This window comes from Streptomyces sp. NPDC057565 (genome assembly GCF_042801455.1).
GTDB classification, from domain to species: Bacteria; Actinomycetota; Actinomycetes; order Streptomycetales; family Streptomycetaceae; genus Streptomyces; species Streptomyces yanii.
The window spans coordinates 174,949-200,428 of sequence record NZ_JBHVFU010000010.1; the positions used below are offsets into that span (position 1 = coordinate 174,949).

A 25,480-nucleotide genomic window follows, 5' to 3' on the forward strand; every position below is an offset into this window, starting at 1 on the left:
AAGCCGCCGCGGTCTGTGGGCGGTCTCCAGTGCCGCTTCACCCACCGGTAGAGGAGACAAGCGAAGCCTCGAAAGAGTACAAATGTCATATGAGCGAGAAATCGGAAAATCTGCAAGGCGTAGACGAGTGGGCCGACCGCATCCGGGACGCCTCGTCCGGGGCCGATGCCCAGGCTGTCCGCAAGGTCGTCAGCGACATCTACCGCGCTGCCCAGGATGAACTCGACAAGAAGCGGGCGCAGGCTGAGTACGAACGCGAGGAGTAGCCGTTCGAGCTCATTCCGTGTCCGGAGTTGAGTCGAGGGGGACGTGCGACGTCCGGAACGGCGGGACCGGAGGTTTTCCGTCGGTCGACCGCCGGTTCGATGCTGGTCGTGAAGGTGCTGGTCATGGCGAGGGCGGCGGTCTGCGCGGTGGCCAGGAAGGAACCCTTCCTCCCGGATCTATGAATGAACCCGGCGGGGAGGCCTTCATTCTTCGGGTGCTGTCGCGATCGACGGGGCGCTTGTCGCTTCCTGGCTTGGTCGACTCCGTGAACCGGTTCCGCAGCCTTCGTATCCGATGGGCGGCCAAGGCCGACATCCAACCAGGCCTTCCTCACTCCAGGCTCTGCGGCCATCTGCCGGCAACGCCTGCGTCCCGCATTGCGTGAGGAGCTCAAGGCGCCTGCTTGCCGGCCTGCCATTCCGGCGCAAGGGCCGACCAGATCTCCTCGTCGTGCCGCTTCCCCCGGTGAAGGTAGCTCTCCCGCAGTGCGCCGTCTTTGGTCATCCCGAGCCGCCTGGCCACAGCGATGCCGGCGGCGGTCCGATGTCCCGGACCGGTCCGGGTGGCGAAACCTGTGCTCCGCTTCAGGAGCAGCGGCTCGGTCCACTCTCGCGGCCCGTCCGGCACGATCCGCGGCGACATGCCCACGGCCCATCAACGGACAACTGGCCTCCCGGCGGCAGGTCGGCAAGGCCGCAGCCGCTTGATTGCGTGAGCGTCGCTTATGCATGGATGGCCGGCGGTCCTGAAACTTCGTTGACCGGCTGCGTGGGAGAGGACGGCCCAAGTGGCGCATGGCGGGAATGGGGAGGCGACGACGACTTCCCCGGGAGCCTCGGCCACCTCTTCGGGAGCTGTTGGCGGACGCCGCTATGGCGGATACGGCCGTGGCTGGACACCGAGAGGGTGGGGGCGTACACCGTCGTGGCGCCGGTTGGTGCGGGTGCGGGTGTGGCCGGGCTGGGGTGGTGAGGGTGTGTTGGCTGTGGCGGGACAGTGATGGTTGTTCAGGGGCGGTGGTGGGGTGTGGTCTTTGGGTGTTGTGGGAGGCGATGGGTTGGGGTGGGGTGCTGCCGAGAGGGTGAGGGGGTGGGTGTATGTCGCCCGGAAGGGCTAATCCTGTGCCAGGAGGGCTTATTTGCTTATTATTTGATGACCCGTCAGGTGATCCTGGAGTGGGTGGGGGGTGGGGTGCGTACACCCGGTCGGCCCTGTGGTGTCACGCCGTGGATCTGTCCCGATATGACAGGTAATGAGGCGGTAAGTACGTTCGTCTCAGGTCGGCTGCCCAGCCGGCGTCTCTGAGACAGGAAGAAGTGACATGACCACGCGCACAGTCGCTGTAACCGCTGCCGTAGCAGGCGCAGCGGTTCTGGCTACTACCGGCATTACGTATGCCTCGGCTTCCGGGTCCGCTCCGGCTGCCCCGGCAGTTCAGCAGGCTGCTCCGGCTGTTGCTCCGCTGGCTGACGGCGGCAACGGGAACGGGAACGGCAACGGGAACGGCAACGGGAACGGCAACGGGAACGGGAACGGCAGGGGGAACAGCAACGGGAACGGGAACGGCAACGGGAACGGGAACGGCAACGGTTACGGGAACGGCAACGGTTACGGGAACGGGAACGGCAACGGGGGCAAGGGGAACGAGGGTGGCTACGGCGGTGGCGGCTACGGCGGTGGCGGCTACGGCGGTGGCGGCAACGAGCGTGGTGGTTTCCGCTACAAGGAGGAGGGCCGGATCTTCATCAACGAGCGGTCGTACTCGGCTCGTGGTGAGGATGGCTGCATCACGGTGGTGAGCGGTCTGGGAGCCCGGAGCTTCAACGTCCGTAACGACAGCCGCCGGACTGTTGAGTTCTTCCGCGGGGCGACCTGCGACAACGGTTCCCCGGTTGCGACGGTCGGTCCCTGGAGCACCAGCAACGGTGTCTTCACCCGTCAGCACATCCGTGGCGGCGTGTTCGTCAAGAACGGTGTCGTGGGCAGCTTCCGGGTGGTCCGGGACCACTTCAACAAGGAGTGGTAAGGAACCACCTCCACAGGTGGTAACGCGGGTGTCTGCATGACATGGAAACCCCGGCCCGTCGGAATCGGGCCGGGGTTTCCGGCATGGGGGCGCCTGTGGGCGAGGGCCCGTTCGGGACGGTGGTACGCGCGGCGGGTACCCGGTGCCCTGTACATCGGCTTCCGCCATACTAACTTGATCTTTAACCTCGGAGGTCGAACGCGAGGGCGGCCTTCGGCACCTCACCTACTCACACCCGAAGCAGGCCCACGTTGCGACCGACGGCGGCCGCACCGCGATCGGTCGCAGCTCGACCTCGCCAACCGCCTCGACTTGGACACCCGATTTTGGACGCGGCCAAGTTTCTCGTCCACCCCGCCCTGACCTGCCACCGCCAAGCAATGGCCGGCCTCGTCCGCACCGACGCCAGGCCCCATGGTGGTGACACCCTGAACGCGCAGTGGAGCCCAGGCCTCAGGGTCAGGGGACGAGGACGGTCAGGGAAGTGCTGGTGAGCTCGAATCCGAGCTTCTCGTAAAGATGACGGGCGCGATTGCCGTCACTCACCACCAGCGCCATCTCTGTGAGACCGGAGGCCGCGGCGTCTGCCAGCATCCGGCGCAGAAGCACGGAGCCAAGACCGGCATAGCGGGGGCCTGGCCGGCGGAAGACGGTCGCGATCCACGGAAGGCCGTCACGGTTCGTAACGATGACTCCGGCGATCACGCGGTCCGCTTCATCTGTCGCCAGTGTGCTGCAGGGCATGACCGGGCCCAGCACTTCGCCGGTCAGCAGCGGGGCCAGCTGTGTCTCCAGGGCTTGCTCGTCGCTTCCGTGCGAGTGATCCGGATGTTCGGGAGAGAAGGCAGCCCGCCACGCCGGGAACAGGTCACGGGCCGGACGGTCGCAGGGAGCGATGTGGAGTCCGTCGGGCAGGTTGATGGTTGACCACTCGGACGGGGAAGGGTCGGAGACCAAGTCAAAGTGCATGCTGTGGGCGTGTCGCATGACGTGTGCGCCGTGCTGTATCAGTTGTTCGCCAAGTTCCACGGATCCTGACACGGCCCACCCGGACATGCTGGTGAGGATGGACGGCACTGGATCGGGGCCGACCACCTCGGCGAGGTCGGCCCAGGGATGACCGTCGCGAGTGCCTTGGATGTAGGTCAGAACCGGCAGCCCATCGGGGCCGGTGAGAGTCTGGCGTTGTTCGTCGTGCAGGGTCACTTATGTGTGCCTATCGGTAGCGAAATCGCTTTCGGTCGACCCATGCTCCGGTGCCCGACTCGAATATGCAATCGAAATTCGGTTGCATCGGCTCAGCGGCTTGATGGGGGCTTCCTCGCCCATCCGGCGGTTGGCCAAGTCTGGGTCAGACGCGGGGCGTGACCATCTTCCGGACCACGTTGACCCGCAACTCACCGGCCGCGCTCAGCGGTCTGCCGGCCGGCTTCGCCGCTCCCACGGCCTGCCGGGCTCCTGTCTGCTGCCGTCCGGCCGGAGGACGGCCCGGTGACGGCGGTGGGCGGTGCGGCGATCGACCGCACTCCGGCTGGTTTCGAGGAGCTTCACGGTGGCGACGGCCATGGCCGGAAGACGCGGTCGTTCACACAGGTGGCGAAGAGGCGGCACGCATCACAGGTCCTCTCCGGCCGGCGCGAGACGGGCCTCGGCCGCGTCCCAGGCGGCAGGGTCGCCGCCGGGCGGGTAGTGGCGCAACTGCTGGGTGTCCGCGACCAGTCGGCGCATCGAGGAGAGGTCACCGACCAGACCGGCGGCCCTGGCCTGGACGAGGACGTTGCCGAGCGCGGTGGCCTCGGCGGGGCCCGCCACCACCGGCAGCCCGCAGGCGTCGGCGGTCAGCCGGCACAGCAGCTCGTTGCGCGAGCCGCCGCCCACCAGATGGACTTGGGTGATGTCGTGGTCGGCGAGCCGCGCGGCCTGCCGCAGGACCCGGCGGTGGGCCAGCGCCAGACTCTCCACGATGCAGCGCACCAGGGCGCCCTGACTGTCGGGGACAGGCTGCCCGGTGCGGCGGCAGTAGGCGCGGATCTGCTCCGGCATGTCACCGGGGGCGAGGAACTCCGGCGCGTCCGGGTCGACCACCGAGACGAACGGCCGGGCCCGGTCGGCCTCGGCGAGCAGCTCGGGCAGTCCGGTCGGCAAACCCTGCGCCGCCCAGGTGCGGCGGCACTCCTCCAGGAGCCACATGCCCATGATGTTGCGCAGGTAGCGGATGGTGCCGTCGACGCCGCGCTCGTTGGTGAAGCCGGCCTTCCGGGACTCCTCGCTCAGGATGGGGGAGTTCAGCTCCAGTCCCGCCAAGGACCAGGTCCCGCAAGAGATGTACGCGAAACGGGGGGCGGCGGCCGGTACCGCGACGACGGCGGAGGCCGTGTCGTGGGAGGCGACCGTGGTCACCGGGGTGCCGGTGCCTAGTCCGGTGTACGCGGCGACGTGCGGCAGCAGCGTGCCCGCGGAATCACCGGGTGCGCGCAGCGGCGGCAGCAGGTCGGGGGCGAGGGAGAGCCGGTCGAGGAGGTCGGGGCGCCAGGTGCCGGTGCGGGCGTCGAAGAGTGCGGTGGTGGAGGCGTTGGTCTCCTCGGCACCGACGGTTCCGGTCAGCCAGTGGATGAACAGGTCGGGGACGAGCAGCAGGGTGCGGGCGGCGTCCATCTGGGCGGTGCCGGCCGCGGAGGCGAGCTGGAAGACGGTATTGAAGGGCAGGTGCTGAAGGCCCGTGATCCGGTACAGCTCCTGGGCGTCGATCCGGGAGAACACGGTGTCGGCGGCACCGTCGGTGCGGCTGTCGCGGTAGTGGAAGGGGTGCCCGAGCAGCGCGCCGTCACGGTCCAGCAGCCCGTAGTCCACCGCCCAGCTGTCCACCCCTACGGAGGCGATTCGACCGTCGGTACTGCGGGCGGCCCGGCGCAGCCCGTCGAGGACCCCCTGGAAGAGGGCGAGCACGTCCCAGTGCAGCCCGTCGGACAGCCGCACCGGTGTGTTGGCGAACCGGTGCAGCTCGGTGAGGACGAGGCGGTCCGGCGCGACTTCGCCGAGGACGACTCGTCCACTGGTGGCACCCAGGTCGGCCGCGGCGAACAGGGCGGGTGACGCGGAGGGGGGTGGGGTGGTGGTCATGAGGTGGCTCCTCCGCGGGGCGTGCGGTGGTGTCGATGGGGGAGGGCGGGCCCGGAGCGGCGTGACGTGGCTTTGCCGCCCCGGCAGGGAACCGGGCGCGCGGGGCCCCTGCTGTCCGCGGACCCGTGGGCGTGGGCGCACGGGGACGCCCGGACGGCCTGTGCGGTGGTGAACCGTCCGGACGTACCCCGTGCGGGGGAAGCCGGGGCCGGCGGTGCGGGGCCGGCGCCGGCGGGGTCGGCGGGCTGTCACCGGACCGGGCGCGGTGTGCCCGGCCCGGTGACAGCGTCTGCGTTATCGCAGGAAGGCGGCGGCGACGCCGGCGTCGACCGGGACGTGGAGGCCGGTGGTGTGTGTGAGGTCCCCGCCGGTCAACGCGAACACCGCGTTCGCGACGTGCTCGGGGAGTACCTCGCGCTTGAGCAGGGTGCGCTGGGCGTAGAACTCGCCGAGCTTCTCCTCCTCGATGCCGTAGGTCGCCGCGCGCTGCGCGCCCCAGCCGCCGGCGAAGATTCCGGAGCCGCGGACCACGCCGTCCGGGTTGACGCCGTTGACGCGGATGCCGTGCTCGCCCAACTCGGCCGCCAAGAGCCGTACCTGGTGGGCCTGGTCGGCCTTGGTGGCGGAGTAGGCGATGTTGTTGGGGCCGGCGAAGACCGCGTTCTTGGAGGCGATGTAGACGATGTCGCCACCCAGCTCCTGCTGGATCATCACGCGGGCCGCCTCGCGGGAGACGAGGAAGGAGCCGCGGGCCATGATGTCGTGCTGGAGGTCCCAGTCCTTCGCGGTGGTCTCCAGCAGGGGCTTGGAGATGGAAATGCCCGCGTTGTTGACGACCAGGTCGACACCGCCGAAGGCCAGTACCGCTGCCTTGAACGCCTCGGTGATCTGTTCCTCGGAAGTGACGTCCACGGTGACCGCGACGGCCCTGTCGGGGCCGCCCAGCTCGTCCGCGACCGCCTGCGCGTTCGTCGCGTCGAGATCCGCGATCACGACGCAGGCGCCCTCGGCGGCCAGTCGGCGGGCGATCGCCCTGCCGATGCCGCTGCCCGCGCCCGTCACCAGCGCGACGCGTGTGGCGAGCGGCTTGGGCTTCGGCATCCGCTGGAGTTTGGCCTCCTCCAGGGCCCAGTACTCGATGCGGAACTTCTCCGATTCCTCGATCGGCGCGTACGTGGAGACGGCCTCGGCTCCGCGCATCACATTGATCGCGTTGACGTAGAACTCGCCGGCCACGCGCGCGGTCTGCTTGTCCTTGCCGAAGGAGAACATGCCGACGCCGGGGACGAGCACGATCGCCGGGTCGGCGCCGCGCATCGCGGGGGAGTCGGGCTCCGCGTTGCGCTGGTAGTAGGCGGCGTACTCCTCGCGGTAGGACGCGTGCAGTTCCTTCAGCCGGGCGGCCGCCTCGTCCAGGGGCGTGGCCGGTGGCAGGTCGAGGACGAGCGGGCGGACCTTCGTACGCAGGAAGTGGTCCGGGCAGGAGGTGCCCAGCGCCGCGAGCCGGGGGTGCTCGGCGCGGGCGAGGAAGTCGAGGACGACGTCGGAGTCGGTGAAGTGGCCGACCTGCGGGCGGTCCTGCGACGCGAGGGCCCGGATGTACGGTGCCAGGGCCGCGGCCCGTTCCCGGCGCTCCGTCTCGGACAGGGCCTCGTACCCCTCGACGACCGGCCCGAACGGCTCGGCCCTGCCGTGCTCGGCGAGGAAGGTTTCGGCGGTGCGGATGATGTGCAGCGAGTTGCGCTCGCATTCCTCGGCCGTGGCACCCCAGGCGGTGATGCCGTGGCCGCCCAGAATGCAGCCGATCGCCTGCGGGTTGGCCTCCTTGACCGTCGCGATGTCCAGGCCGAGCTGGAAGCCGGGGCGGCGCCAGCGCACCCACACCACGCTGTCGCCGAAGCACTCGGCGGTCAGCTTCTCGCCGTCGGCGGCGCAGGCCAGTGCGATACCGGAGTCCGGGTGCAGGTGGTCGACGTGGGGCGCGTCCACCAGGCCGTGCATCGCGGTGTCGATGGACGGGGCGGCGCCGCCCTTGCCGTGCGCGCAGTAGTCGAACGCGGCGACCATCTCGTCCTCGCGCTCCACACCGGGATAGACGTCGGTGAGGGCGCGCAGCCGGTCCAGGCGCAGCACGGCCAGACCCGCCTCGGTCAGGGTGCCGAGGTCGCCGCCCGACCCCTTGACCCACATGAGTTCGACGTCGCCGCCGGTCACCGGGTCGGTCTCGGTGCCCTTCGCGGAGGTGTTGCCGCCGGCGTAGTTGGTGTTGCGGGGGTCGGCGCCGAGCCGGCGGGACCGGGCCAGCAGGGCCGCGGCTTCGGGATGGGGAGCCATGTTCCTAGTCCTTAAGAGAGAGTGTCTGCTTGTGCTCGGAAGCCCTGAAGGGCGCGGGGAACCGTGCCGCCTTGGCGGGCGGCCGTGCGGCGGATCCATGCCGTTCCGGCGGGACCGCCGCACGCTCGCGGTCCCGTGGCGGCCCGGACGAATCCGCCGCGGCGCTCACGCGCCCCAGCCGGCCTGCTGCCCGCCGACCCGCTCCTCGGCGATCTTCGCCGCCCAGCCGGAACGGTGGTACGCGGCGACCGGGTCCGCGTCCAGGCCCAGCTCCTCGCGCACCTCGCCCAGCAGCGGACGTACGTCCGTGTTGTAGGCGTCCATCAGTACGGCGTTCGCGGTGAGCACGTCGCCCGAGCGCTGGGCGGCCGTCAGCGCCGCACGGTCGACGAGCAGCGCCTTGGCCGTGGCCTCCTGGACGTTCATCACCGAACGGATGATCGCCGGGATCTTGGCCTCGATGTTGTGGCACTGGTCGAGCATGAAGGCGACGTCCGGGGTGAAGCCGCCGCCGCGGATCACCTCGTACATGATCCGGAACAGCTGGAAGGGGTCGGCGGCGCCGGCCATCAGGTCGTCGTCCGCGTAGAAACGGGAGTTGAAGTCGAAGGCGCCGAGTTTCCCCTCACGCAGCAGGGTGGCGACGATGAACTCGATGTTGGTGCCCGGTGCATGGTGCCCGGTGTCGACGACGACCTGAGCCCTGTCGCCCAGCTTGAGGCAGTGGGCGTACGCCGTGCCCCAGTCCGGCACGTCGGTCGTGTAGAAGGCGGGCTCGAAGAACTTGTACTCCAGCAGCAGTCGCTGGTCGTCGCCGAGCCGCTCGTACACCTTCGCCAGGCCCTCGGCGAGCCGGTCCTGGCGCTCGCGGACGTCGTCCTGGCCGGGATAGTTGGTGCCGTCGGCGAACCACAGCTTGAGGTCCTTCGAACCGGTCGCATCCATGATGTCGACGCATTCGAGGAGGTGGTCCAGGGCCTTGCGGCGGACGGTGGCGTCCGGATGACAGACACTGCCCAGCTTGTAGTCGTCGTCCTGGAAGGTGTTGGAGTTGATGGTGCCCAGCTTCAGGCCGCGCTCCTTGGCGTACGAGGCGAGCGCCGCGTAGTCGTCGACCCTGTCCCAGGGGATGTGCAGCGCGACCGTCGGCGCGGCCCCGGTGAACTCGTGGACCTTCGCCGCGTCGTCCAGCTTCTCCCACGGGGTGCGTGGCACTCCTGCCTGGGCGAACACCTTGAAGCGGGTACCGGAGTTGCCGTAGCCCCAGGACGGCGTCTCGATCCGCTGTCCGGCGAGTGCGGCCTTCACGGCAGCGATGTCAGTCATGTTCACCTCGGGAAGCGCGACAGCCCGGAACTGGGCCGGCAGACACACAAATGTGTGAATCGATTCATTACACGGGAAAGCTAACCCCGGGTTTCGTGGGCGTCAAGGGTCTGCGCTGAAGGCCGCCGCGTTACGCAATCGTGTTATTGGTCTTCCGCAGCCCGCAGGCAGGCCTTATTCCGTACAGGTCATGGGGGATTGGCCGGTGCACTTGCTTGCCCTTCTCCTGTTTCGCCCCGTTGCGTCGAAGTCGACCCCTTGACCTGAGGGGCGGGCAGGGCTAGCTTCCGGGCAACCTCACTGAAACATTTCATGCCGGGTGATCGCATCGGCACGGTTCGGCGTGCACAGATCCCCTGGCCGACCCTGACCCCCATGGAGAGACACATGACGCAACCCGAACCGGATGCCACTCCGGTCCTCGCGCTGGAGGAGGTGAGCAAGTCCTTCGGCGCCGTCCGGGCCCTGCGCGGAGTCTCCCTGCGGCTGTACGCCGGAGAGGCCCACGCCCTCGCCGGCGAGAACGGTGCGGGCAAGTCGACCCTGATCAAGGCCCTGGCCGGCGTTCACCGGCCCGACACCGGTACGGTGCTGCTCGACGGATCACCGGTGGAGTTCCACGGCCCGGCCGACGCCCGTGACGCGGGCGTCGCCGTGATCTACCAGGAGCCGACGCTCTTCCCCGACCTCTCGGTCGCCGAAAACATCTTCGTGGGCCGCCAGCCCACCCGCTCCTTCGGCCGGGTCGACCACCGCGCGGTGAAGCAGGCCGCCGCCGACCTCTTCGCCCGCCTCGGAGTCGACCTCGACCCGGAACAGCCCGCCCGCGGACTGTCCATCGCCGACCAGCAGCTCGTCGAGATCGCCAAGGCGCTCTCCTTCGACGCCCGCGTGCTGATCATGGACGAGCCGACCGCCGCCCTCACCGGCAGCGAGGTGTCCCGCCTCTTCGGCGTCGTCAGGACGCTGCGCGAGCAGGGCGCCGCCGTGCTGTTCATCTCGCACCGCCTGGAGGAGATCTTCGAGCTGTGCCAGCGGGTGACCACCCTGCGCGACGGCACCTGGATCAGCAGCGAGCCGCTGGCCGGACTCACCGAGGACGACCTGGTGCGCCGCATGGTCGGCCGCGACCTCGACGAGCTGTACCCCAAGCAGGAGACCGAGACGGGCGAGGCGGCGCTCACGGTGCGCCGGCTCACCCGTGAGGGCGTCTTCACCGACGTGTCCTTCGAGGTGCGGCGCGGCGAGATCGTGGGCCTGGCCGGACTGGTGGGAGCGGGCCGCAGTGAGGTGGCACGGGCCGTGTTCGGCGTCGACCGCTGGGACGGCGGCGAGGTCGAGGTGCTCGGCCGGAAGCTCAAGCCGGGTGCTCCGAGCCTGGCCATGGCTGCGGGCCTCGCCCTCGTCCCGGAGGACCGCCGCGCCCAGGGCCTGGTGATGGACATGTCCATCGAACGCAACATCGGGCTCACGGGCTTCGCCGAAACCACCCGCGTCGGCCTGATGAACCGCCGGGCCGAGCGCGACCGCGCCGTCGACTGGGCCGTGAAGCTCCAGGTGAAGTACGCCCGACTGGCCGACGTCGTCGGCACCCTGTCGGGCGGCAATCAGCAGAAGGTCGTCCTGGCCAAGTGGCTCGCGACCGCGCCCCAGGTGCTGATCGTGGACGAGCCGACCCGCGGCATCGACGTCGGCACCAAGGCCGAGGTGCACCGGCTGCTCTCCTCGCTCGCCGCCGAGGGCGTCGCGGTGCTGATGATCTCCTCCGACCTGCCGGAGATCCTCGGCATGGCCGACCGGGTCCTGGTGATGCACGAGGGCCGCCTGGCCGCGGAGATACCGCGCGCGGAGGCGACCGAGGAGACCGTGATGGCGGCGGCCACCGGCCGCGCAGCCCGAGGGAGGGACGCGGCATGACCACGACCGCCGAACCGGTGCGGAGCGCACCCGCATCCCGGACCGCCGGCGCGCGCACCTTCATCGACAAGATGTTCAAGGCGCGCGAACTGGCAGTCCTCGCCGTGCTCGTGGTGATGCTCGGCGCCACCCAGATCTACAACGGTGAGTTCCTGTCCGAGCAGGGCATCAAGGACCTGCTGCTCAACGCGACCATCCTGGCCCTCGTCGCCACCGGCCAGGCCGTCGTGGTGATCACCCGGAACGTCGACCTGTCGGTCGGCTCGGTGCTCGGCATCTCCGCCTTCGCCGCCGGCAACTGGCTGAACGGCGGGGGCAGCCCGCTGCTCGCGGTACTGCTCGCAGTCGCGCTCGGAGCGCTCTTCGGGCTCCTCAACGGCGCCCTGGTCAGCCTCGGCAAGGTGCCCGCCCTCGTGGTCACCCTCGGCACCCTCTACATCATCCGCGGCATCGACTCCATCTGGGTCGGCTCCCGTCAGATCACCGCGGACGCGCTGCCCGAAGGCTTCGTCGGCTTCGGCCACGACGGCATCTGGGCGGTTCCCTACCTCGCCCTGCTCGCCCTCGTCGTACTCCTCGCGGTCGGCTACTACCTGCGCAGCTACCGCAGCGGACGCGACCTGTACGCCTTGGGCTCCAGCCCCGAGGCGGCCCGTCTCGCGGGTGTTCCGGTACGGGGCCGCATCATGACCGCGTACCTCCTGTGCGGCGCCCTCGCCGGACTCGCCGGCGCCCTCTACCTCGCCCGCTTCGGCAACGTCGACTCCGCCACCGGCAACGGCTACGAACTCACCGTCGTCAGCGCCGTCGTGGTCGGCGGCGTCGCCTTCACCGGCGGCTCCGGAAGCGTCTACGGAGCGGCGCTCGGGGCCGTCCTGCTCACCTCCATCAACAGCGTGCTCCCCGCGATCGGCGTCAGCTCGGTCTGGGTCACCGCGATCAACGGCATCCTGCTGCTGCTCGCCATCGCCGTCGACCGGATCCTGGCCCTGCGGGTCGCCGCAGTGCTGCGCAAGAAGGCCGCACAGATGAGGAGTGCCCGCCATGACTGACACCACTACGAAGGCCACGGCCCGGCGCGGCCTCGGCGGCGCGGTGCGCTGGGACACCGCGGTGGGCGCCCTGTTCGTCGTCCTGCTGCTGTGCTCCTTCTCGTTCGTCGACAACTTCGGCAACGCGCTCAACGTCTCGTTCCTGATCGGCAACACCCTGCCGATCGCCCTGATCGCGCTGCCCATGACGCTGCTGGTGGTCTCCGGCGAGGTCGACCTTTCGGTGGGCTCCACGGCGGGCCTGTCGGGAGCGGTGATGGGTGCCCTGTGGAACGAGGGCATGAGCATCGAGACGATCATCCCGCTGTGCCTGCTGCTCGGTGTGGTCTGCGGTTTGATCAACGGACTGCTCGTCACCCGCCTCGGCCTGCCTTCCCTTGCCGTCACCATCGGCACCATGGCCGCCTACCGGGGCATCGCCCAGATCATCCTCGGTTCCGACTCGGTCACCGACTTCCCCTCCCAGTACCTGGACTTCGGCGCGGGCCGGATCGGCGACACCTTCATCCCGTATGCCGCACTGCCGTTCCTCGTGCTGCTGGCCATCGCGGTGGTCGTCCTGCACGCCACCCCCGTCGGGCGTTCGCTGTTCGCGATCGGCGCGTCCGAGGAGGCGGCCCGGTTCGCCGGCATCCGTGTCAAGCGCCTGAAGCTGTCCATGTTCGTCACCACCGGTCTGCTCTCCGCGCTCACCGGTGTCTTCTGGGCCCTGCACTACGCCAGCGCCCGCTACGACAACGCCACTGGCCTCGAACTCTCCGTCATCGCCGCGGTCCTGCTCGGCGGCATCGACTTCGACGGCGGCAAGGGCACCCTCGGCGGCGCGATCGCCGGTGTGTTCCTGCTCGGCACCCTGCAGAACGTGATGAGCCTGCTCAACGTCTCCGCCCAGTCCCAGATCGTCGTCACCGGTGTCCTGCTGGTGGTCTCCGTCCTCGCCCCGCGCGTCGGCCGGCAGATCGCCCAGAGCAGGGCTCGCAGAAAGGCGACCGCGGTTCCCCTGAGACCGCCGGCTGCCACCTCCTGAAGGGACGCCGACGCCGTCGGCAGCCCCTCCGGGGAGGCGGAGCGGCACCGTCCGCCGTGCCCCGAACCAGGCAACACCCCCGTACAAAGCCGTACTTCGCAACGATAGGACGCTCATGTCTCTCGCCATCGTCAGAACCCGTCGACTCACCCTCGCCGTCGCCACCGTCACCGTTCTCGCCCTGGGCGCCACCGCCTGCGGCGGCACCACCAAGAACGACACGGACAAGAAGTCCGGTTCCGCCGTGACCGGAAAGGCCGACGCCAACGCGGAAACCAAGAAGGGTCTGAAGATCGCCTTCCTGCCCAAGCAGGTCAACAACCCGTACTTCACCATCGCCGACACGGCCGGCAAGAAGGCCGTCGAGGAGCTCGGTTCGACCTACCAGGAGGTCGGCACCAGCAGTGGCACCGACACCTCCGGCCAGGTCTCCTACGTCAACACCCTGACCCAGCAGCAGGTGAACGCCATCGCGGTGTCCGCCCAGGACCCCGGTGCCCTGTGCACCGCGCTGAAGCAGGCGATGAAGAACGGCGTCAGCGTCGTCACCTACGACTCCGACACCAAGGCCGACTGCCGCCAGGTCTTCGTCTCCCAGGCCTCCGCGGAGGACCTCGGCCGCACCCAGGTCCAGCAGCTGGCGAAGCAGATCGGTGGCAAGGGCGAGATCGCGATCCTGTCCGCCGCCCAGACCGCCACCAACCAGAACACCTGGATCGACTTCATGAAGGAGGAACTGAAGAAGCCCGAGTACAAGGACATCAAGCTGGTCAAGGTCGCCTACGGCGACGACGACGCCCAGAAGTCCTTCCAGCAGACCCAGGGCCTGCTCCAGGAGTACCCCGACCTGAAGGGGATCATCTCCCCGACCACCGTCGGCATCAAGGCCGCCGCCCAGTACCTGTCCGGCTCCAAGTACAAGGGCAAGGTCAAGCTGACCGGCCTGGGCACCCCCAACGACATGCGTGCCTACGTCAAGAACGGCACCGTCGACGCCTTCGAGCTGTGGGACCCGAACAAGCTCGGTGAGCTCGCTGCCCGCACCGCCGTCGCCCTGCAGTCGGGCCAGATCACCGGCGCCGAGGGGCAGACCTTCAAGGCCGGCGGCATGGGGACTTACACCATCGGCAAGGACGGTGTGGTCTCCCTCGGCAAGCCGACCGTCTTCGACGCGAAGAACATCGACCAGTACAAGTTCTGATCCCAGCACAGGTGGGGCCGCTCCGCCGCGACCGCGGGGAAGCGGTCCCACCTCCGTACGCACCCATCAAGGACATGACATGCAGCGTGTCTGCTTCCTGCTCAAGGTCAGGCCCGACCGGGCCGAGGAGTACCGCGAACGCCACCAGCACGTGTGGGCCGAGATGCGCGATGCGCTCTCCGCGGCCGGCTGGCACAACTACTCGCTCTTCCTGCGCGAGGACGGTCTGCTGGTCGGCTATCTGGAGACCGAGGACTTCGACGCGGCCCGCGCCGCCATGGACGCCACCGACGTGAACGCGCGGTGGCAGGCCGAGATGTCCGAGTTCTTCGAGGAGCTGGACGGCCGGGCACCCGACGCCGCCATGCTCCCCCTCACGGAGGTGTTCCACCTGCCATGAGAACCGGGCTGGGCTTCTCCGGGACGGACGGCTCCCTGCCGTTCCCGCCGACCGACGGCCCCGTCATCCGCGGAGCCGACCGAGAAGGCGCCTTGGCGAGGCGTACGACGGGCGACAGGTCCGCAGTCGGCATCAAGGACGTGGCACGGGAGGCGAAGGTCTCCGTCGGCACCGTCTCCAATGTGCTCAACCGCCCCGAACGGGTCTCCGACCGGACCCGCCGCCATGTCCAGCAGGTGATCGCCCGCCTCGGCTACGTCCGCAGCGAGTCCGCACGCCAACTGCGGGCCGGCCGCAGCCGTATCGTCTCGCTGCTGGTCCTGGACATGGGCAACCCGTTCTTCGTCGACGTCGTGCGCGGCGCCGAACGCACCGCACGCGACGCGGGATTGGGCGTCATGGTCTGCAACAGTGGCCAGAGCGTCCAGGAGGAGGCGGACTACCTCGCGCTCTTCGCCGAGCAACGGGTGCGTGGGGCACTGGTCACCTCCGCCGACTCCAGCGGCCGTACACTGCGCGAGTTCCGCCGGTTCGGCATTCCCTTCGTGGTCGTGGACCGGGTGGACGGCAACGAGGAGGGCTGCTCGGTCGCCGTCGACAACGTGGCAGGCGGCGCTCTGGCCATCAGACACCTGACGGCCGCAGGCCACCGCCGGATCGCCTTCGTCAGCGGGCCGGAGCACCTCAAACAGGTGCAGGACCGGCGGGCGGGCGCCCTGGCGGCCCTCGACGAGGCGGGGCTGCCCCACGAGGCACTGCACGAACTGCCCACCGACCGCCTCGACGTGGCCGCGGGCCGCGACGCCGGGGCCCGCCTGCTGGGGCTGGCGCGGCGGCCCACCGCCGTGTTCTGCGCCAACGACCTGCTGGCCCTGGGAGTGCTCCAGACGCTCTACACCGCGGGGGTGAGAGTGCCGGACGACATGGCCATCGTCGGTTACGACGACATCGAGTTCGCGGCCGCGGCCACCGTGCCGCTCACCTCGGTGCGTCAGCCCGCCTACGCCATCGGCTCCATCGCCGCCGACCTGTTGCTGCAGGAGACGGGGGAGAAGGCCGGCGAGCACCGGCACGAACACGTGGTACTCCCGCCGGAGCTGGTGGTACGGCAGTCGAGCACGGCCGGCGGCTGAGGAACGCCGGGGGCCACGGAGCACCAGGGTCCGGAGCGCCGGGGTCCGCAATGCCGGGCCTGGAAACACCGGGGTCCGCTTCCCGAAGCCGGGGGAGCGGACCCCGGTGTTCTGCGTTCTGCCATGCCCGTGCCGCCCGGCCGCCCCGGGCCGCCACCCGTTCTCAGCCCTCCCCGTACAACACGGCGGGCCGGGGCGGGGACACCTGGTCACCGCCCCGGCCCGCGTGCTCACCGCGATGCCGTGCTCACGCGTGCACGGTCGCGGTCCCGTACGGCACCACCCGCACCGGGCCCAGCAGCCCGTACGCCTGGCGTGTGGCGGCGCCGAACACCGGTGCGTCGGCCACCCGCAGCCGGTTCAGCAGCGTCGTCGCCACCTCCACCTCGACGGTGTTGGAGCCCTGCCGCAGCCGCGAGCCCAGGTCCACCACCCGCGTCACCTGGTCCGCCGGCGGAAGGTCTCGGCCGTTGACGCGGATGCGGAAGGTGTCGCAGACCTCGCCCAGCTCCAGCCGTGCCCCGGTCCCCTCGGTCCACTCCTCGCCCAGGGTGAACGCCGCGCGGTAGGTACCCACGCCCGACACGTCCTCCAGACCGATGATCTGCGACCACGGCAGCAGTCCGTCCGGCAGCGACAGCTGGTGCCGCACACGGACGGTCTCGGTGGCCTTCGAGCCCGGCTGCCAGTCCTCCACGTCCAGCTTCCACGACTCCAGGGCGAACGGCGCCGGCACCGTCCGGACGACGGCGTTCACCGAGCGCCCGTTGTCGAACGTGGTGCGGTAGACGCCCGCGGCGGCGGCCCGCACCTCGAACGTCCGGCCGTCGGCGGTGACCACCTCGTCGGCGTGGGTGGCGGTGACGTGCCGGGCAAAGACGCCACCGGTGGGCCGGGACAGCCGCACGATGCTCACGGCACCGGGCGCCAGGTCCACGGTGAGACGGATCCGCCCGTCCTCGGTGCGGGTGTACGCGGCGAGCGGCGTGACCGAACCGGTCCACGGGTCGAGCAGGTGGGGGACTGCCCCGCGGACATGGCCGGTCAGGGTGACATCGTGACGGATCCGGGAACCCGTCGACCCCTTCTTGCTGACCGCGTCGTTGGCGAAGAAGAAGTAGTCCGCGTCGTCGTCCCGGCGGTGTGCGTGCAGCAGCATCGATGACTGGGCGTACTCCACGTCGCGCCGCAGCCCCAGCGCCTCGATGGCCTCGGGCACGTTGGGGCGGTCCGCGACGGTGTGCACGGTGGGCCGCTTCTGCAGCTCCACGAGCAGCTCGCGCAGCCGGGTGTTGTCGTCCGCGGCGGCGGGCATCCCGGGCACGTGCGCGTCCGACCAGTTGCCTATCAGGATGATCGCGAGACCCGCGTCCGCGTAGGCGACCAGTCTCCGGGCCACATCGAGCTGGAGCGTGTGTTCACGGCCGCTCATGACGTCGCCGTCGACGACCAGCGCCTTGCAGGAGGGGCCGTCGGGGGCGAATCGGCCGTTGCGCACCACGGCACTGGGCAGGTCGAGCAGACGCGGGCTGAGGAAGGTGTGCGTCCAGCCGACGGGCACACCGTCACCGGTGAACCACGGTGCCCCGAGCCCGGAGCCCGCGTAGCCCTTCTGCCGCAGCACCCCCACATCGACCCGATTGACCCCGGTCTGCAGCACCTGCTGGATCCTGGCCAGGCAGTCGGCGACGATGTCGGCGTGCTGCCAGGTCGGCTGGCGCGGGCCCCAGGCCTCGCCGTACCCGGCACCGCCTCTGTACGGCGAGAAGGCGGCGAAGCCCGGCCAGGCGGCGCCGGGCGCGTCGGCGTAGGCGAAGCCGTGGAACACCGCCTGGTTGACGCCGGCCGCGTACTGGATGACCAGCTTCTTCAAGGTGGCGGACCAGGTGGTCGAGTAGGCGCCGTTGGCCACACCGCCGGCCTCGTTCGACAGGACGAGCCGGCCGCCCATGTCCCGGCCGCCCGCCAGGCATCGGAAGTCGTCCAGGTTCTTGAAGCCGAGGGACTCGCCTTCGGGGATGTCCAGGATCGCGGCTTTGTAGATCGCGTCGGTCTCCAGGCCGTACGGCTGTATGCGCAGCTTCAGGCCCAGAGTGTGTGCCCAGTTCTGCAGTGGACGCAGGTGGTGTTCGATGTACAGCTCGGTGATGACGTCCATGACGTCGCTGCGCACCGGCTTGTCGACGGCCGGGCCGAAGCTGAAGACGGGCTTCTCCTTCTTCTCGACCACGGTCGCCAGGTACGGCAGCAGCGAGTACCCCTTGCGGCGCTCGAACTCGGCGGGCAGCTTCGGGGTCCACAGGGTGGCGTCGGTCTCCAGCTCGATGGAGTCCTCGAACAGCGCGCCGCCCACGTCGCGCAACAGCGACCGGATCTCCGGGGTGAGGATGTGCTTCTCCCAGAAGCCGGTGACGGCGCCGGTGCCCGCGTCGCTGAAGTGGTCGACGACGTAGGAGAGCGGGGCGGTGTGTGCCGGGCCCTCCGGGCGTTGGCCGGAGCCGCGCTCCCAGTAGGCGACGACCAGCCAGCTGCCGTCGTCGGGCGCGGTCCAGGTCAGGGTGGAGCCGCGCACCGCCGAGGTGAGGTCGGTGACGCTGGACTGGTCCAGGACGACGGGGACGGCGCCGGCCGAGCTGCCCGTGGCGACCCGGACGGCCTGCACCAGCAGCGGCCGCTGGACGGTGACATCCTCGGAGGCCTCGGACACGGCAGCCGGAAGCGGCCCCGAGTAGGTCTCGCCCGGCGCCACCACGGCCTGGCCGTGCGCGAGTTCCTTGGCCGCCGCGGTGCTGTCCGGGGTGATCGAGGGAACCGCGGCCGGCCAGGCCGGGCCGACCGTCAGGTCCACCACCACGTCGTGCCGCTTCGCGGCTCGCAGCGCGGCCTCGACGGCCGCCGTCCACGCGGGGGTGCCCCAGCCGTGGCGCTGGGCGTCGATCTGCTGGCTGAGGCTGTGGGTGACGGCCGCGATTTCCACGCCGCCGAAACCGGCGGCGGCGATGCTCCCGATCTCGTCCGCGATCTCACGGGTGTTCACCAGCGCGTCGGGCCACCACCAGCGGAACTTGGGGCGCACGCCGGACTCGGGGTCGCCGAAGCCGCGCGGCACGGTGCTGCCCTTGCCTTCCTCCGCCGCCGCGGGAACTGCCGTCAGGGGCAGGGAAGTCGCGGCCGCACCGGCCAGGGCCCCCATCGTCAGTACGGTTCGCCGTCGCAGGCTCATGTTGCTCCTTGTCGGGCCCACCGGGGCGCGCAGCACCGGGACCCGGAACGCAGGTTCATTTGAAACGCCGTTCAAACGATTCAATTAACGCGGCGGAAATCTACGTGCTCGGTGTACTCAAGGCAATAGGGGTGAAGGAAAGAGCTGTTGCGTACGTCTTGACGCGCGGCGATCTCCGCCCTCAGAGTGGCCGTCGTCCAAAAAACGATTCAACTCTTGCTGTGCAGAGGAGTCGCCGCATGCCACGACAGAACCTGACGCGAAGACGCTTCGTGATCGGAACCGGGGTGGCGGTCGGAGCTTGGGCGGTCGCCGGGGCGCCTGCCGCGGCGACCGACGGCCACGGGCCCCGGGCCGGGTCCACGCCCTCCAGTCCCGCGCTGGCCGAGTTCGCGCCGGGATCGGTACGGCTGCTGAACAGCCCCTTCCGCGACAACATGCGGCGCACCTGCGCCTACCTCGAAGCCGTCGACATCGACCGTCTCCTGCACACCTTCCGCACCAACGTCGGCCTGCCGTCGAGCGCGCAGCCCTGCGGCGGCTGGGAGGCCCCGGGCGTTCAGCTGCGCGGCCACAGCACCGGCCACCTGCTGTCCGGCCTCGCGCTCGCGCACGCCGGCACCGGGGACGACCGGTACGCGGACAAGGGTCGTCGTATCGTCGAGGCCCTGGCGGAGTGTCAGGCCGCGTCCCCCGCAGCGGGATACGGCGAGGGCTACCTCTCGGCCTTCCCCGAGAAGGTCTTCGCCGACCTGGAGGCGGGCTCGAAGCCCTGGGCGCCGTACTACACCATCCACAAGATCATGGCCGGTCTCCTCGATCAGTACCAGCTGTGCGGGAACGAGCGGGCCCTGGGCCTCGTCGAAGCCATGGCAGCCTGGGCCGACCGCCGCACCGCCCCGCTCACCCCGGATCAGCTCGACCACGTGCGACGGGTGGAGTGGGGCGGCATGAACGACGTGCTCGCCGCCCTGCACCTGGCCACCGGTAGCCAGGCGGCCTTGCGCACGGCCCGCCGCTTCGACCAGGAGGACCTGTTCGGTCCGCTCGCCGAGGGGCGCGACGAGCTGAACGGCCGGCACGCCAACACCGAGATCGCCAAGATCGTGGGCGCGGCCCGGATGTACGAGGCGACCGGCGAGCAGCGCTACCGCGTGATCGCCTCGAACTTCTGGGACATCGTGGTCCACGACCACTCCTACGTCATCGGTGGCAACGCCAACCAGGAGTTCTTCGGCCCGCCCGGCGAGATTGTCAGCCGGCTGTCCGAGGAGACCTGCGAGAACTGCAACACGTACAACATGCTCAAGCTGGGGCGGCGGCTGTTCCTCCACGACCCCGCCCGGGCCGAGCGCATGGACCACTACGAATGGGCCCTGTACAACCAGATGCTCGGCGAGCAGGACCCCGACTCCGAACACGGCTTCGTCACCTACTACACCGGCCTGTGGGCGGGGTCGCAGCGTCAGCCCAAGGGCGGTCTGGGCGCCGCGCCCGGCAGTTACAGCGGGGACTACGACAACTTCTCCTGCGACCACGGCACCGGCCTGGAGACCCACACGAAGTTCGCGGACAGCATCTACTTCCACTCGGCCCGCGCCGACCGCCCCGAGCTCTACGTCAACCTCTTCATCCCCTCCGAACTGCACTGGCAGGAACAGAAGGTGACGATCCGTCAGGAAGGTGGTGGATATCCGGAGTCCGGGCGGGTCAGGCTCACGGTCACCGGCTCGCCGTCCCGGTTCCGGCTGCGGATACGGATACCGGGATGGCTCGCCGACGGCACGCGCCGCCGGACCGCCCGTATCACCGTCAACGGCCGCACCGTCGACTGCGACGTCAGGCCGGGGACGTACGCGACACTCGACCGGCAGTGGCGGTCCGGTGACACCGTCGAGATGACCCTGCCCCGCGAGGTCGTGGAACGCCCTGCCCCGGACAACCCGCACGTGGTGGGGTTGTCCTACGGACCGCTGGTGCTGGCCGGTGAGTACGGGACGACCGGGTCCGTGACGATTCCCACCCTTGAGGGCGGCCCGGTACGGCCGGCTACGGACGGGGGCACCGCGTTCACAGCGCGCGCGGACGGGAGGCCAGTCACCCTGCGACCCTTCCACCAGGTCCACCACCAGCACTACAACGTCTACTTCGCGCGCCCGCCCCGCCAGGACGGCCCGCGAGAAATCGCCCGCTACCTGCTCGACGAGGGTGCCGGAGCCGCTGTCGCCGACACCACCGGACACCACCCCGACGGCCGGCTTGCCGAGGGCGCGGCATGGACCGCCGGACGCGGAGCGGCCGGAGCGGTGGCCCTGGACGGTGCGGGCGGCCATGTCGTGCTGCCGCGCGGCCTGCTGACCGGCCTGACCGAGCTCACGGTGAGTGCCTGGACGCGCCTGGACTCGGTGGCCAACTCGGCACGGATCTTCGACCTCGGCTACCACAAGGGCACCTATCTCTTCCTCGCCGCCCGCACCGGAAAGGGCTTCCCGCGGGCTGCCCTCAAGATCGCCGGGATGGAGGGCGAGGACGTCGTGGACTCCGGCGTGTCGCTGCCGCAGGGCAGGTGGGTCCATGTGGCGCTCACCCTCGGCGGCGGCACGGGAGTGCTGTACATCGACGGGGCCGAGACCGGCCGCAACGAGGCCATGGTCTGCTCACCCCTGCTGCTCGGCGAGACCAGCCGCAACTACCTGGGGCGTTCGCAGAACGCCACCCACCCCTACCTGCACGGTGCCGTGGCGGACTTCCGCATCCACAACCGGGTGCTGTCGCCGCAGGACATGGCGGCGCTGGCACGCAGATGAGGCCGTCCCCCGACGGCTGAGGACCGATCGGCCGAGGAGCATGGGCCCTCGGCCGGCGGGGGCCCGGCGTGATCCGGGCCGCCCCCCGTGCCGGCGGCCGGACGCCGTCGTCCCCGGGCATGACAGATCGTCATTCTCCTGTGCCGTCACGCAAAACCGTGGCGCGCCGTCCCTTCGCAGACCAGCACAGAAAGCAGAGCGCACAGCCATGTCGCACATCTTCAGCTCTCCCGAAGGCGCCTCCCGCCTGACCAGGCGCCGCTTCGTGACCCTGGCCGCGCTCACCGCCGCCACCGTCACCGGCGGCGCTCTGAACGGCCTGCCCGCCTTCGCCTCCGGGCACTCCGACGTGACGTCCCTGCCCGCCTTCGGCGACGTCGACTTCGCCGACCCCAGCCGCGACAGCCGGCCCGCCGTGTACTGGTACTGGAACGGCCCGGTCACCAACGAGCTCGTCGACACCCAGATGGCCGACCTCCGCTCCAAGGGCATGTACGAGGTCATCGTCTTCCCCTACGACAACGCCGAGATGCAGCCGGCCTTCTTCACCGAGGGCTGGTTCGACATCATCGAGCACGTGCTGACCACCGCCGAGAAGACCGGCATGAAGGTGTGGCTTTTCAACGACAACCACTTCCCCAGCGGCCGGGCCGGCTACTTCATCACCCAGGGCGGCACCGTCGGTTCACGCACCTACCAGGCCCGCCCCGACCTGCGCCTGAAGGGCCTGTGGCGCTCCACGCACATCGTCCAGGGACCGACGAGCGTGCGCCCGACCCGGACCACCGGTGTCGGCGTCGACACCGGGAGCCTGGTGGCCGACGCGGCGGTCCTCGCGGGCCCCGCCGTGCTGAGCGACAGCGCCGGATGGGGCGACTGCACCGTCTCCGCCAGCGTCAAGCCCGACGTCACCGCGGCCGGAATGCTGGTGAAGGCCTCGGCGGCGGGCGAGAACGCACTGCTGGTGGAGTTCGAGCAGACCGGTGTCGTCACCATCAGCCGAGTCGCCGGCACCCTGGTCACCCAGCTCGCCCGGTCCACCCGCACCGACGGCTTCAACAAGACCAAGTTCCACACCCTGGCCGTCAAGGTCACCGGCGCCACGGTCACCGTCACCCTCGACGGCAAGGACAAGGGCACCGTCACCGACGAGACCCTGGTCCAGGGCGGCGTCGGCGTGCACGCCCGGGACGGGCAGCGCTCCCTGTGGGACAACCTGACCGTCACCGCCGCCGACGGCACCGCCCTCTACCAGCAGACCTTCGACCAACCGTCCGCCGCGGGCGACTTCACCGTCCGGGACCTGCCCAAGGACGCCGCCCGCCCGGTCGCCGCCACCGCCCGCCCCGTGGGCTCCACCGACGCGGGCGACCTGATCGAACTCACCGGGCACCTCGACGGCACCTGGCAGGTGCCCGCGGGGCGCTGGCAGATCGACCTGTTCGGCGGGGCGACGCTCACCGACGACTCCAAGGGCTACACGCGCGGGTACGCCGACCTCCTCGACGACGAGCCCGTCGAACTCTTCCTCGACATCGTGCCCGGGGAGTACTACCGCCGCTTCCGCCGCTTCTTCGGTTCCGTGATCAAGGGCTTCTGGGACGACGAGCCGTTCATCGCCTCCGCCGCCCCGCACCCCTTCAAGCGCCGGCCCTGGTCGCCCACGCTCGCCGCGGAACTGAAGGCCGTCGGCGCCGAGCCCGGCGCCGCCTACGCCAGCGCCTTCGACGACCTCGGCGAACAGGGACGGATCCTGCACGGCCGCTACTGGGAGGCCGTCTCCAACCGGTTCGCCCAGTACTTCGCCAAGCAGGCCACCTGGTACGGCGACCGCGGCGTGAGCCTGATCACCAACCCCCTCTACGACGAGACGGCCCCCTCCAAGCGCATGCAGTCCACCGGCGACCTGCACAAGGTCAACCAGTGGGCGCAGGTCCCGGGCGGCGACGCGATCACCGCCGAGTACGAACTCGACACGCCCACCATGGACCCGCGCAACCCCGCCTCCGTCGCCCACCAGATGGGGCGCCCGCGCGTGCTGATGGAGGCCTTCGGCAACATGGGCTGGCAGGTCGCCCCCGACTTCATGCGGGCTTTGCTCGGCGCGTACGCGACCCGCGGCATCAACTTCACCGCGCTGCACGCGCTGTGGACCGACGAGACCCATGTCTACTTCGCGCCGCCGTTCGGCCCCCGCAACCCCTGGTGGTGGGCAATGCCTCCGATCACCGCCTGGATCGGGCGGGTCATGGAGCTGGCCCGCGGCACCTCCGGCGCCCGCACCGCGCTGCTGCAACCGCAGCGTGCCGCCGAACAGTTCACCGCCACCACCCGCCAGGGCGAGGTCGATGCCGCCTTCGACGAGACCGCGTTCGCCCTGGAGCGCGCCCAGGTCGACTTCGACCTGGTCCACGAGGGCGCCCTGGCCGGTGACCCGGACCTGCTCGCGCACGCCGAGCCGCGCGAGGGTGCGCTCCGGGTCGGCGAGGCCTCCTACGACCTGGTGGTGCTGCCGGTGACCCCGGTGCTTGAGACGGCCGCGGTGCACACCCTGACCTCGTTCGTCCGGGGCGGCGGCACCCTCATCGCCGTGGGCGACCTGCCCGCCCTCGCCGCCGACGGGGACAACACCACGCTCAGGCGTTCCCTCGCGGAGCTCTTCCCGTCCGGCCCCGGCAGCCGCACCGTCGGCCGGGGCAAGACCGTACGGGTCGCGGACGGCGCCGGGCTCGGCGTCGCCTGTCAGGCGGCCGGGGCCGCCGCGGCGGTCCTCGAACCGGCCGCCGAGACCGTGCGGGTGCTGCGCACCCGGCGCGGCGAGGACGTCGCCTTCCTGTTCAACAACGAGAGCGGTACGGCCGTCACCACCCAGGCCCTGCTGCCCGCCCAGGGCGTGCCGGAGGTGTGGGACCCGGCGACCGGCGCCACCGGTCCCGCCCTGGTGCGCGGCCTGCCCACATCCAAGGGCGTCCGGGTGCGGCTCACCCTGTCCCCCTACGAGACCCTCGCGGTCGTGGTGCGCCGGAAGGCCGAGGACACCCCCTACCTCACCGAGACCGGCGGCCTGCCGGTCACCGGCATCACCCGGCACGGCAACAGGCTGCGGGTGACCGCCCTGGGCGAGGCCCCCGGCACGTACCGCCTCACCGCCCGCGACGGCAATCACATCCGCTCCGGGACGGCCCGCGTCACCGAGCAGCTCACCCCCATCGCCCTCGACGGCGACTGGACGCTCACCCTTGCCCAGGAAGGCGCCGAACCCGTCACCCGCCCCCTGGCCGACTGGAGCGACATCGCCCGCCTGTACTCGGGCAGCGGCACCTACACCAAGGACGTCACCCTCGACGCCCGCGCCCTGGCCGGGCGGCACCACATCCTCGACCTCGGCACGGTCCGCGAGGTCGCCGAGGTCACCGTCAACGGGCACAAGCTCGCCCCGGCCCTGTGGTCCCCCTACCTCGTCGACGTCACCGAGGCCCTCAAGCCGGGCGTCAACCAGCTCTCGGTACGGGTGTCCAACACCCTCTCCAACGAGCGGAACAAGCCCCTGCCCTCCGGCCTGCTCGGCCCGGTGAAGCTGCTTCCGCGCCTGCCGCTCACGGTCGAACTGGGCTGACGCCCGGACCGTACCGGTCACCCCTTCTTTC

Annotated in this window: 15 protein-coding genes and 2 pseudogenes; 11 read left to right on the forward strand and 6 right to left on the reverse strand. The window is 70.2% G+C overall.

The window, feature by feature from the left end; genetic code table 11:
- Positions 1-89 precede the first annotated feature (89 nt).
- A complete protein-coding gene (locus tag ACFU8W_RS21090; protein WP_345517155.1) occupies positions 90-266 on the forward strand; it encodes a hypothetical protein in 177 nt (58 codons plus the stop codon).
- A gap of 391 nt (positions 267-657) precedes the next feature.
- On the opposite strand, the pseudogene ACFU8W_RS21095 reads toward ACFU8W_RS21090, so the two are convergent.
- Positions 658-795: pseudogene (locus tag ACFU8W_RS21095) on the reverse strand (RimJ/RimL family protein N-acetyltransferase); the annotation flags it as partial.
- Between the two features lie 793 nt (positions 796-1,588).
- Here ACFU8W_RS21095 and ACFU8W_RS21100 point away from each other — a divergent pair.
- Positions 1,589-2,293: a hypothetical protein gene (locus tag ACFU8W_RS21100; RefSeq protein ID WP_384039279.1), complete on the forward strand. Its 705-nt coding sequence runs from the start codon at positions 1,589-1,591 to the stop codon at positions 2,291-2,293.
- 459 nt (positions 2,294-2,752) lie between these two features.
- On the opposite strand, the gene ACFU8W_RS21105 is transcribed toward ACFU8W_RS21100, so the two are convergent.
- The gene (locus ACFU8W_RS21105; protein ID WP_384039282.1) at positions 2,753-3,262 is read right to left on the reverse strand and encodes a GNAT family N-acetyltransferase; all 510 of its coding nucleotides are present in this window, start codon (positions 3,260-3,262) and stop codon (positions 2,753-2,755) included.
- A 395-nt stretch (positions 3,263-3,657) separates the two neighbouring features.
- Here ACFU8W_RS21105 and ACFU8W_RS21110 point away from each other — a divergent pair.
- Positions 3,658-3,838, forward strand: a pseudogene (locus ACFU8W_RS21110) (molybdopterin-binding oxidoreductase); the annotation flags it as partial.
- 69 nt (positions 3,839-3,907) lie between these two features.
- Here the strand turns inward: ACFU8W_RS21110 and ACFU8W_RS21115 are convergent.
- The 3 genes from ACFU8W_RS21115 to rhaI form a co-directional block, all read right to left on the reverse strand.
- A complete protein-coding gene (locus tag ACFU8W_RS21115) occupies positions 3,908-5,413 on the reverse strand; it encodes a rhamnulokinase family protein (RefSeq protein ID WP_384039285.1) in 1,506 nt (501 codons plus the stop codon).
- Between the two features lie 294 nt (positions 5,414-5,707).
- Complete coding sequence (locus ACFU8W_RS21120) at positions 5,708-7,747, reverse strand: bifunctional aldolase/short-chain dehydrogenase (RefSeq protein ID WP_384039288.1); 2,040 nt, start codon at positions 7,745-7,747, stop codon at positions 5,708-5,710.
- 165 nt (positions 7,748-7,912) lie between these two features.
- Positions 7,913-9,073 carry an L-rhamnose isomerase gene (gene rhaI, locus ACFU8W_RS21125; protein ID WP_345517160.1) on the reverse strand — a complete coding sequence of 387 codons (1,161 nt, stop codon included), beginning with the start codon at positions 9,071-9,073 and terminating at the stop codon, positions 7,913-7,915.
- Between the two features lie 387 nt (positions 9,074-9,460).
- Between rhaI and ACFU8W_RS21130 the strand changes: the two genes are divergently transcribed.
- The 6 genes from ACFU8W_RS21130 to ACFU8W_RS21155 all read left to right on the forward strand — a co-directional run bounded on the left by ACFU8W_RS21130 (position 9,461) and on the right by ACFU8W_RS21155 (position 15,803).
- Positions 9,461-10,990 (forward strand): sugar ABC transporter ATP-binding protein, encoded by a 1,530-nt coding sequence (locus tag ACFU8W_RS21130; RefSeq protein WP_384039291.1) that lies wholly within the window; start codon positions 9,461-9,463, stop codon positions 10,988-10,990.
- On the forward strand, positions 10,987-12,042 hold the full coding sequence (locus ACFU8W_RS21135; RefSeq protein ID WP_384039295.1) for an ABC transporter permease: 1,056 nt from the start codon (positions 10,987-10,989) through the stop codon (positions 12,040-12,042). Before ACFU8W_RS21130 ends, ACFU8W_RS21135 begins: the two co-directional genes overlap by 4 nt.
- Positions 12,035-13,069, forward strand: coding sequence for an ABC transporter permease (locus ACFU8W_RS21140; protein ID WP_266989690.1), 1,035 nt, complete (start codon positions 12,035-12,037; stop codon positions 13,067-13,069). The genes ACFU8W_RS21135 and ACFU8W_RS21140 overlap by 8 nt, the downstream gene beginning before the upstream one ends.
- A gap of 115 nt (positions 13,070-13,184) precedes the next feature.
- Positions 13,185-14,270 (forward strand): rhamnose ABC transporter substrate-binding protein, encoded by a 1,086-nt coding sequence (gene rhaS, locus ACFU8W_RS21145; RefSeq protein WP_384039298.1) that lies wholly within the window; start codon positions 13,185-13,187, stop codon positions 14,268-14,270.
- A 79-nt stretch (positions 14,271-14,349) separates the two neighbouring features.
- Positions 14,350-14,670 carry an L-rhamnose mutarotase gene (locus tag ACFU8W_RS21150; RefSeq protein WP_384039301.1) on the forward strand — a complete coding sequence of 107 codons (321 nt, stop codon included), beginning with the start codon at positions 14,350-14,352 and terminating at the stop codon, positions 14,668-14,670.
- Positions 14,667-15,803: a LacI family DNA-binding transcriptional regulator gene (locus tag ACFU8W_RS21155; RefSeq protein ID WP_384039304.1), complete on the forward strand. Its 1,137-nt coding sequence runs from the start codon at positions 14,667-14,669 to the stop codon at positions 15,801-15,803. Before ACFU8W_RS21150 ends, ACFU8W_RS21155 begins: the two co-directional genes overlap by 4 nt.
- A 247-nt stretch (positions 15,804-16,050) precedes the next feature.
- Here the strand turns inward: ACFU8W_RS21155 and ACFU8W_RS21160 are convergent, their stop codons facing one another.
- A complete protein-coding gene (locus ACFU8W_RS21160) occupies positions 16,051-19,026 on the reverse strand; it encodes a glycosyl hydrolase (protein ID WP_384039307.1) in 2,976 nt (991 codons plus the stop codon).
- A gap of 239 nt (positions 19,027-19,265) precedes the next feature.
- On the opposite strand from ACFU8W_RS21160, the gene ACFU8W_RS21165 reads away from it, so the two are divergent.
- On the forward strand, positions 19,266-21,833 hold the full coding sequence (locus ACFU8W_RS21165) for a beta-L-arabinofuranosidase domain-containing protein (protein WP_384039310.1): 2,568 nt from the start codon (positions 19,266-19,268) through the stop codon (positions 21,831-21,833).
- Between the two features lie 208 nt (positions 21,834-22,041).
- Positions 22,042-25,449: a glycosylhydrolase-like jelly roll fold domain-containing protein gene (locus ACFU8W_RS21170; RefSeq protein WP_384039313.1), complete on the forward strand. Its 3,408-nt coding sequence runs from the start codon at positions 22,042-22,044 to the stop codon at positions 25,447-25,449.
- The last annotated feature ends 31 nt before the right edge of the window (positions 25,450-25,480 follow it).

Coding starts and splice junctions, on each gene's coding strand:
- ACFU8W_RS21090 (WP_345517155.1), top strand. CDS start 90: ATGAGCGAGAAATCGGAAAATCTGCAAGGCGTAGACGAGTGGGCCGAC.
- ACFU8W_RS21100 (WP_384039279.1), top strand. CDS start 1,589: ATGACCACGCGCACAGTCGCTGTAACCGCTGCCGTAGCAGGCGCAGCG.
- ACFU8W_RS21105 (WP_384039282.1), bottom strand. CDS start 3,262: ATGCACTTTGACTTGGTCTCCGACCCTTCCCCGTCCGAGTGGTCAACC.
- ACFU8W_RS21115 (WP_384039285.1), bottom strand. CDS start 5,413: ATGACCACCACCCCACCCCCCTCCGCGTCACCCGCCCTGTTCGCCGCG.
- ACFU8W_RS21120 (WP_384039288.1), bottom strand. CDS start 7,747: ATGGCTCCCCATCCCGAAGCCGCGGCCCTGCTGGCCCGGTCCCGCCGG.
- rhaI (WP_345517160.1), bottom strand. CDS start 9,073: ATGACTGACATCGCTGCCGTGAAGGCCGCACTCGCCGGACAGCGGATC.
- ACFU8W_RS21130 (WP_384039291.1), top strand. CDS start 9,461: ATGACGCAACCCGAACCGGATGCCACTCCGGTCCTCGCGCTGGAGGAG.
- ACFU8W_RS21135 (WP_384039295.1), top strand. CDS start 10,987: ATGACCACGACCGCCGAACCGGTGCGGAGCGCACCCGCATCCCGGACC.
- ACFU8W_RS21140 (WP_266989690.1), top strand. CDS start 12,035: ATGACTGACACCACTACGAAGGCCACGGCCCGGCGCGGCCTCGGCGGC.
- rhaS (WP_384039298.1), top strand. CDS start 13,185: ATGTCTCTCGCCATCGTCAGAACCCGTCGACTCACCCTCGCCGTCGCC.
- ACFU8W_RS21150 (WP_384039301.1), top strand. CDS start 14,350: ATGCAGCGTGTCTGCTTCCTGCTCAAGGTCAGGCCCGACCGGGCCGAG.
- ACFU8W_RS21155 (WP_384039304.1), top strand. CDS start 14,667: ATGAGAACCGGGCTGGGCTTCTCCGGGACGGACGGCTCCCTGCCGTTC.
- ACFU8W_RS21160 (WP_384039307.1), bottom strand. CDS start 19,026: ATGAGCCTGCGACGGCGAACCGTACTGACGATGGGGGCCCTGGCCGGT.
- ACFU8W_RS21165 (WP_384039310.1), top strand. CDS start 19,266: ATGCCACGACAGAACCTGACGCGAAGACGCTTCGTGATCGGAACCGGG.
- ACFU8W_RS21170 (WP_384039313.1), top strand. CDS start 22,042: ATGTCGCACATCTTCAGCTCTCCCGAAGGCGCCTCCCGCCTGACCAGG.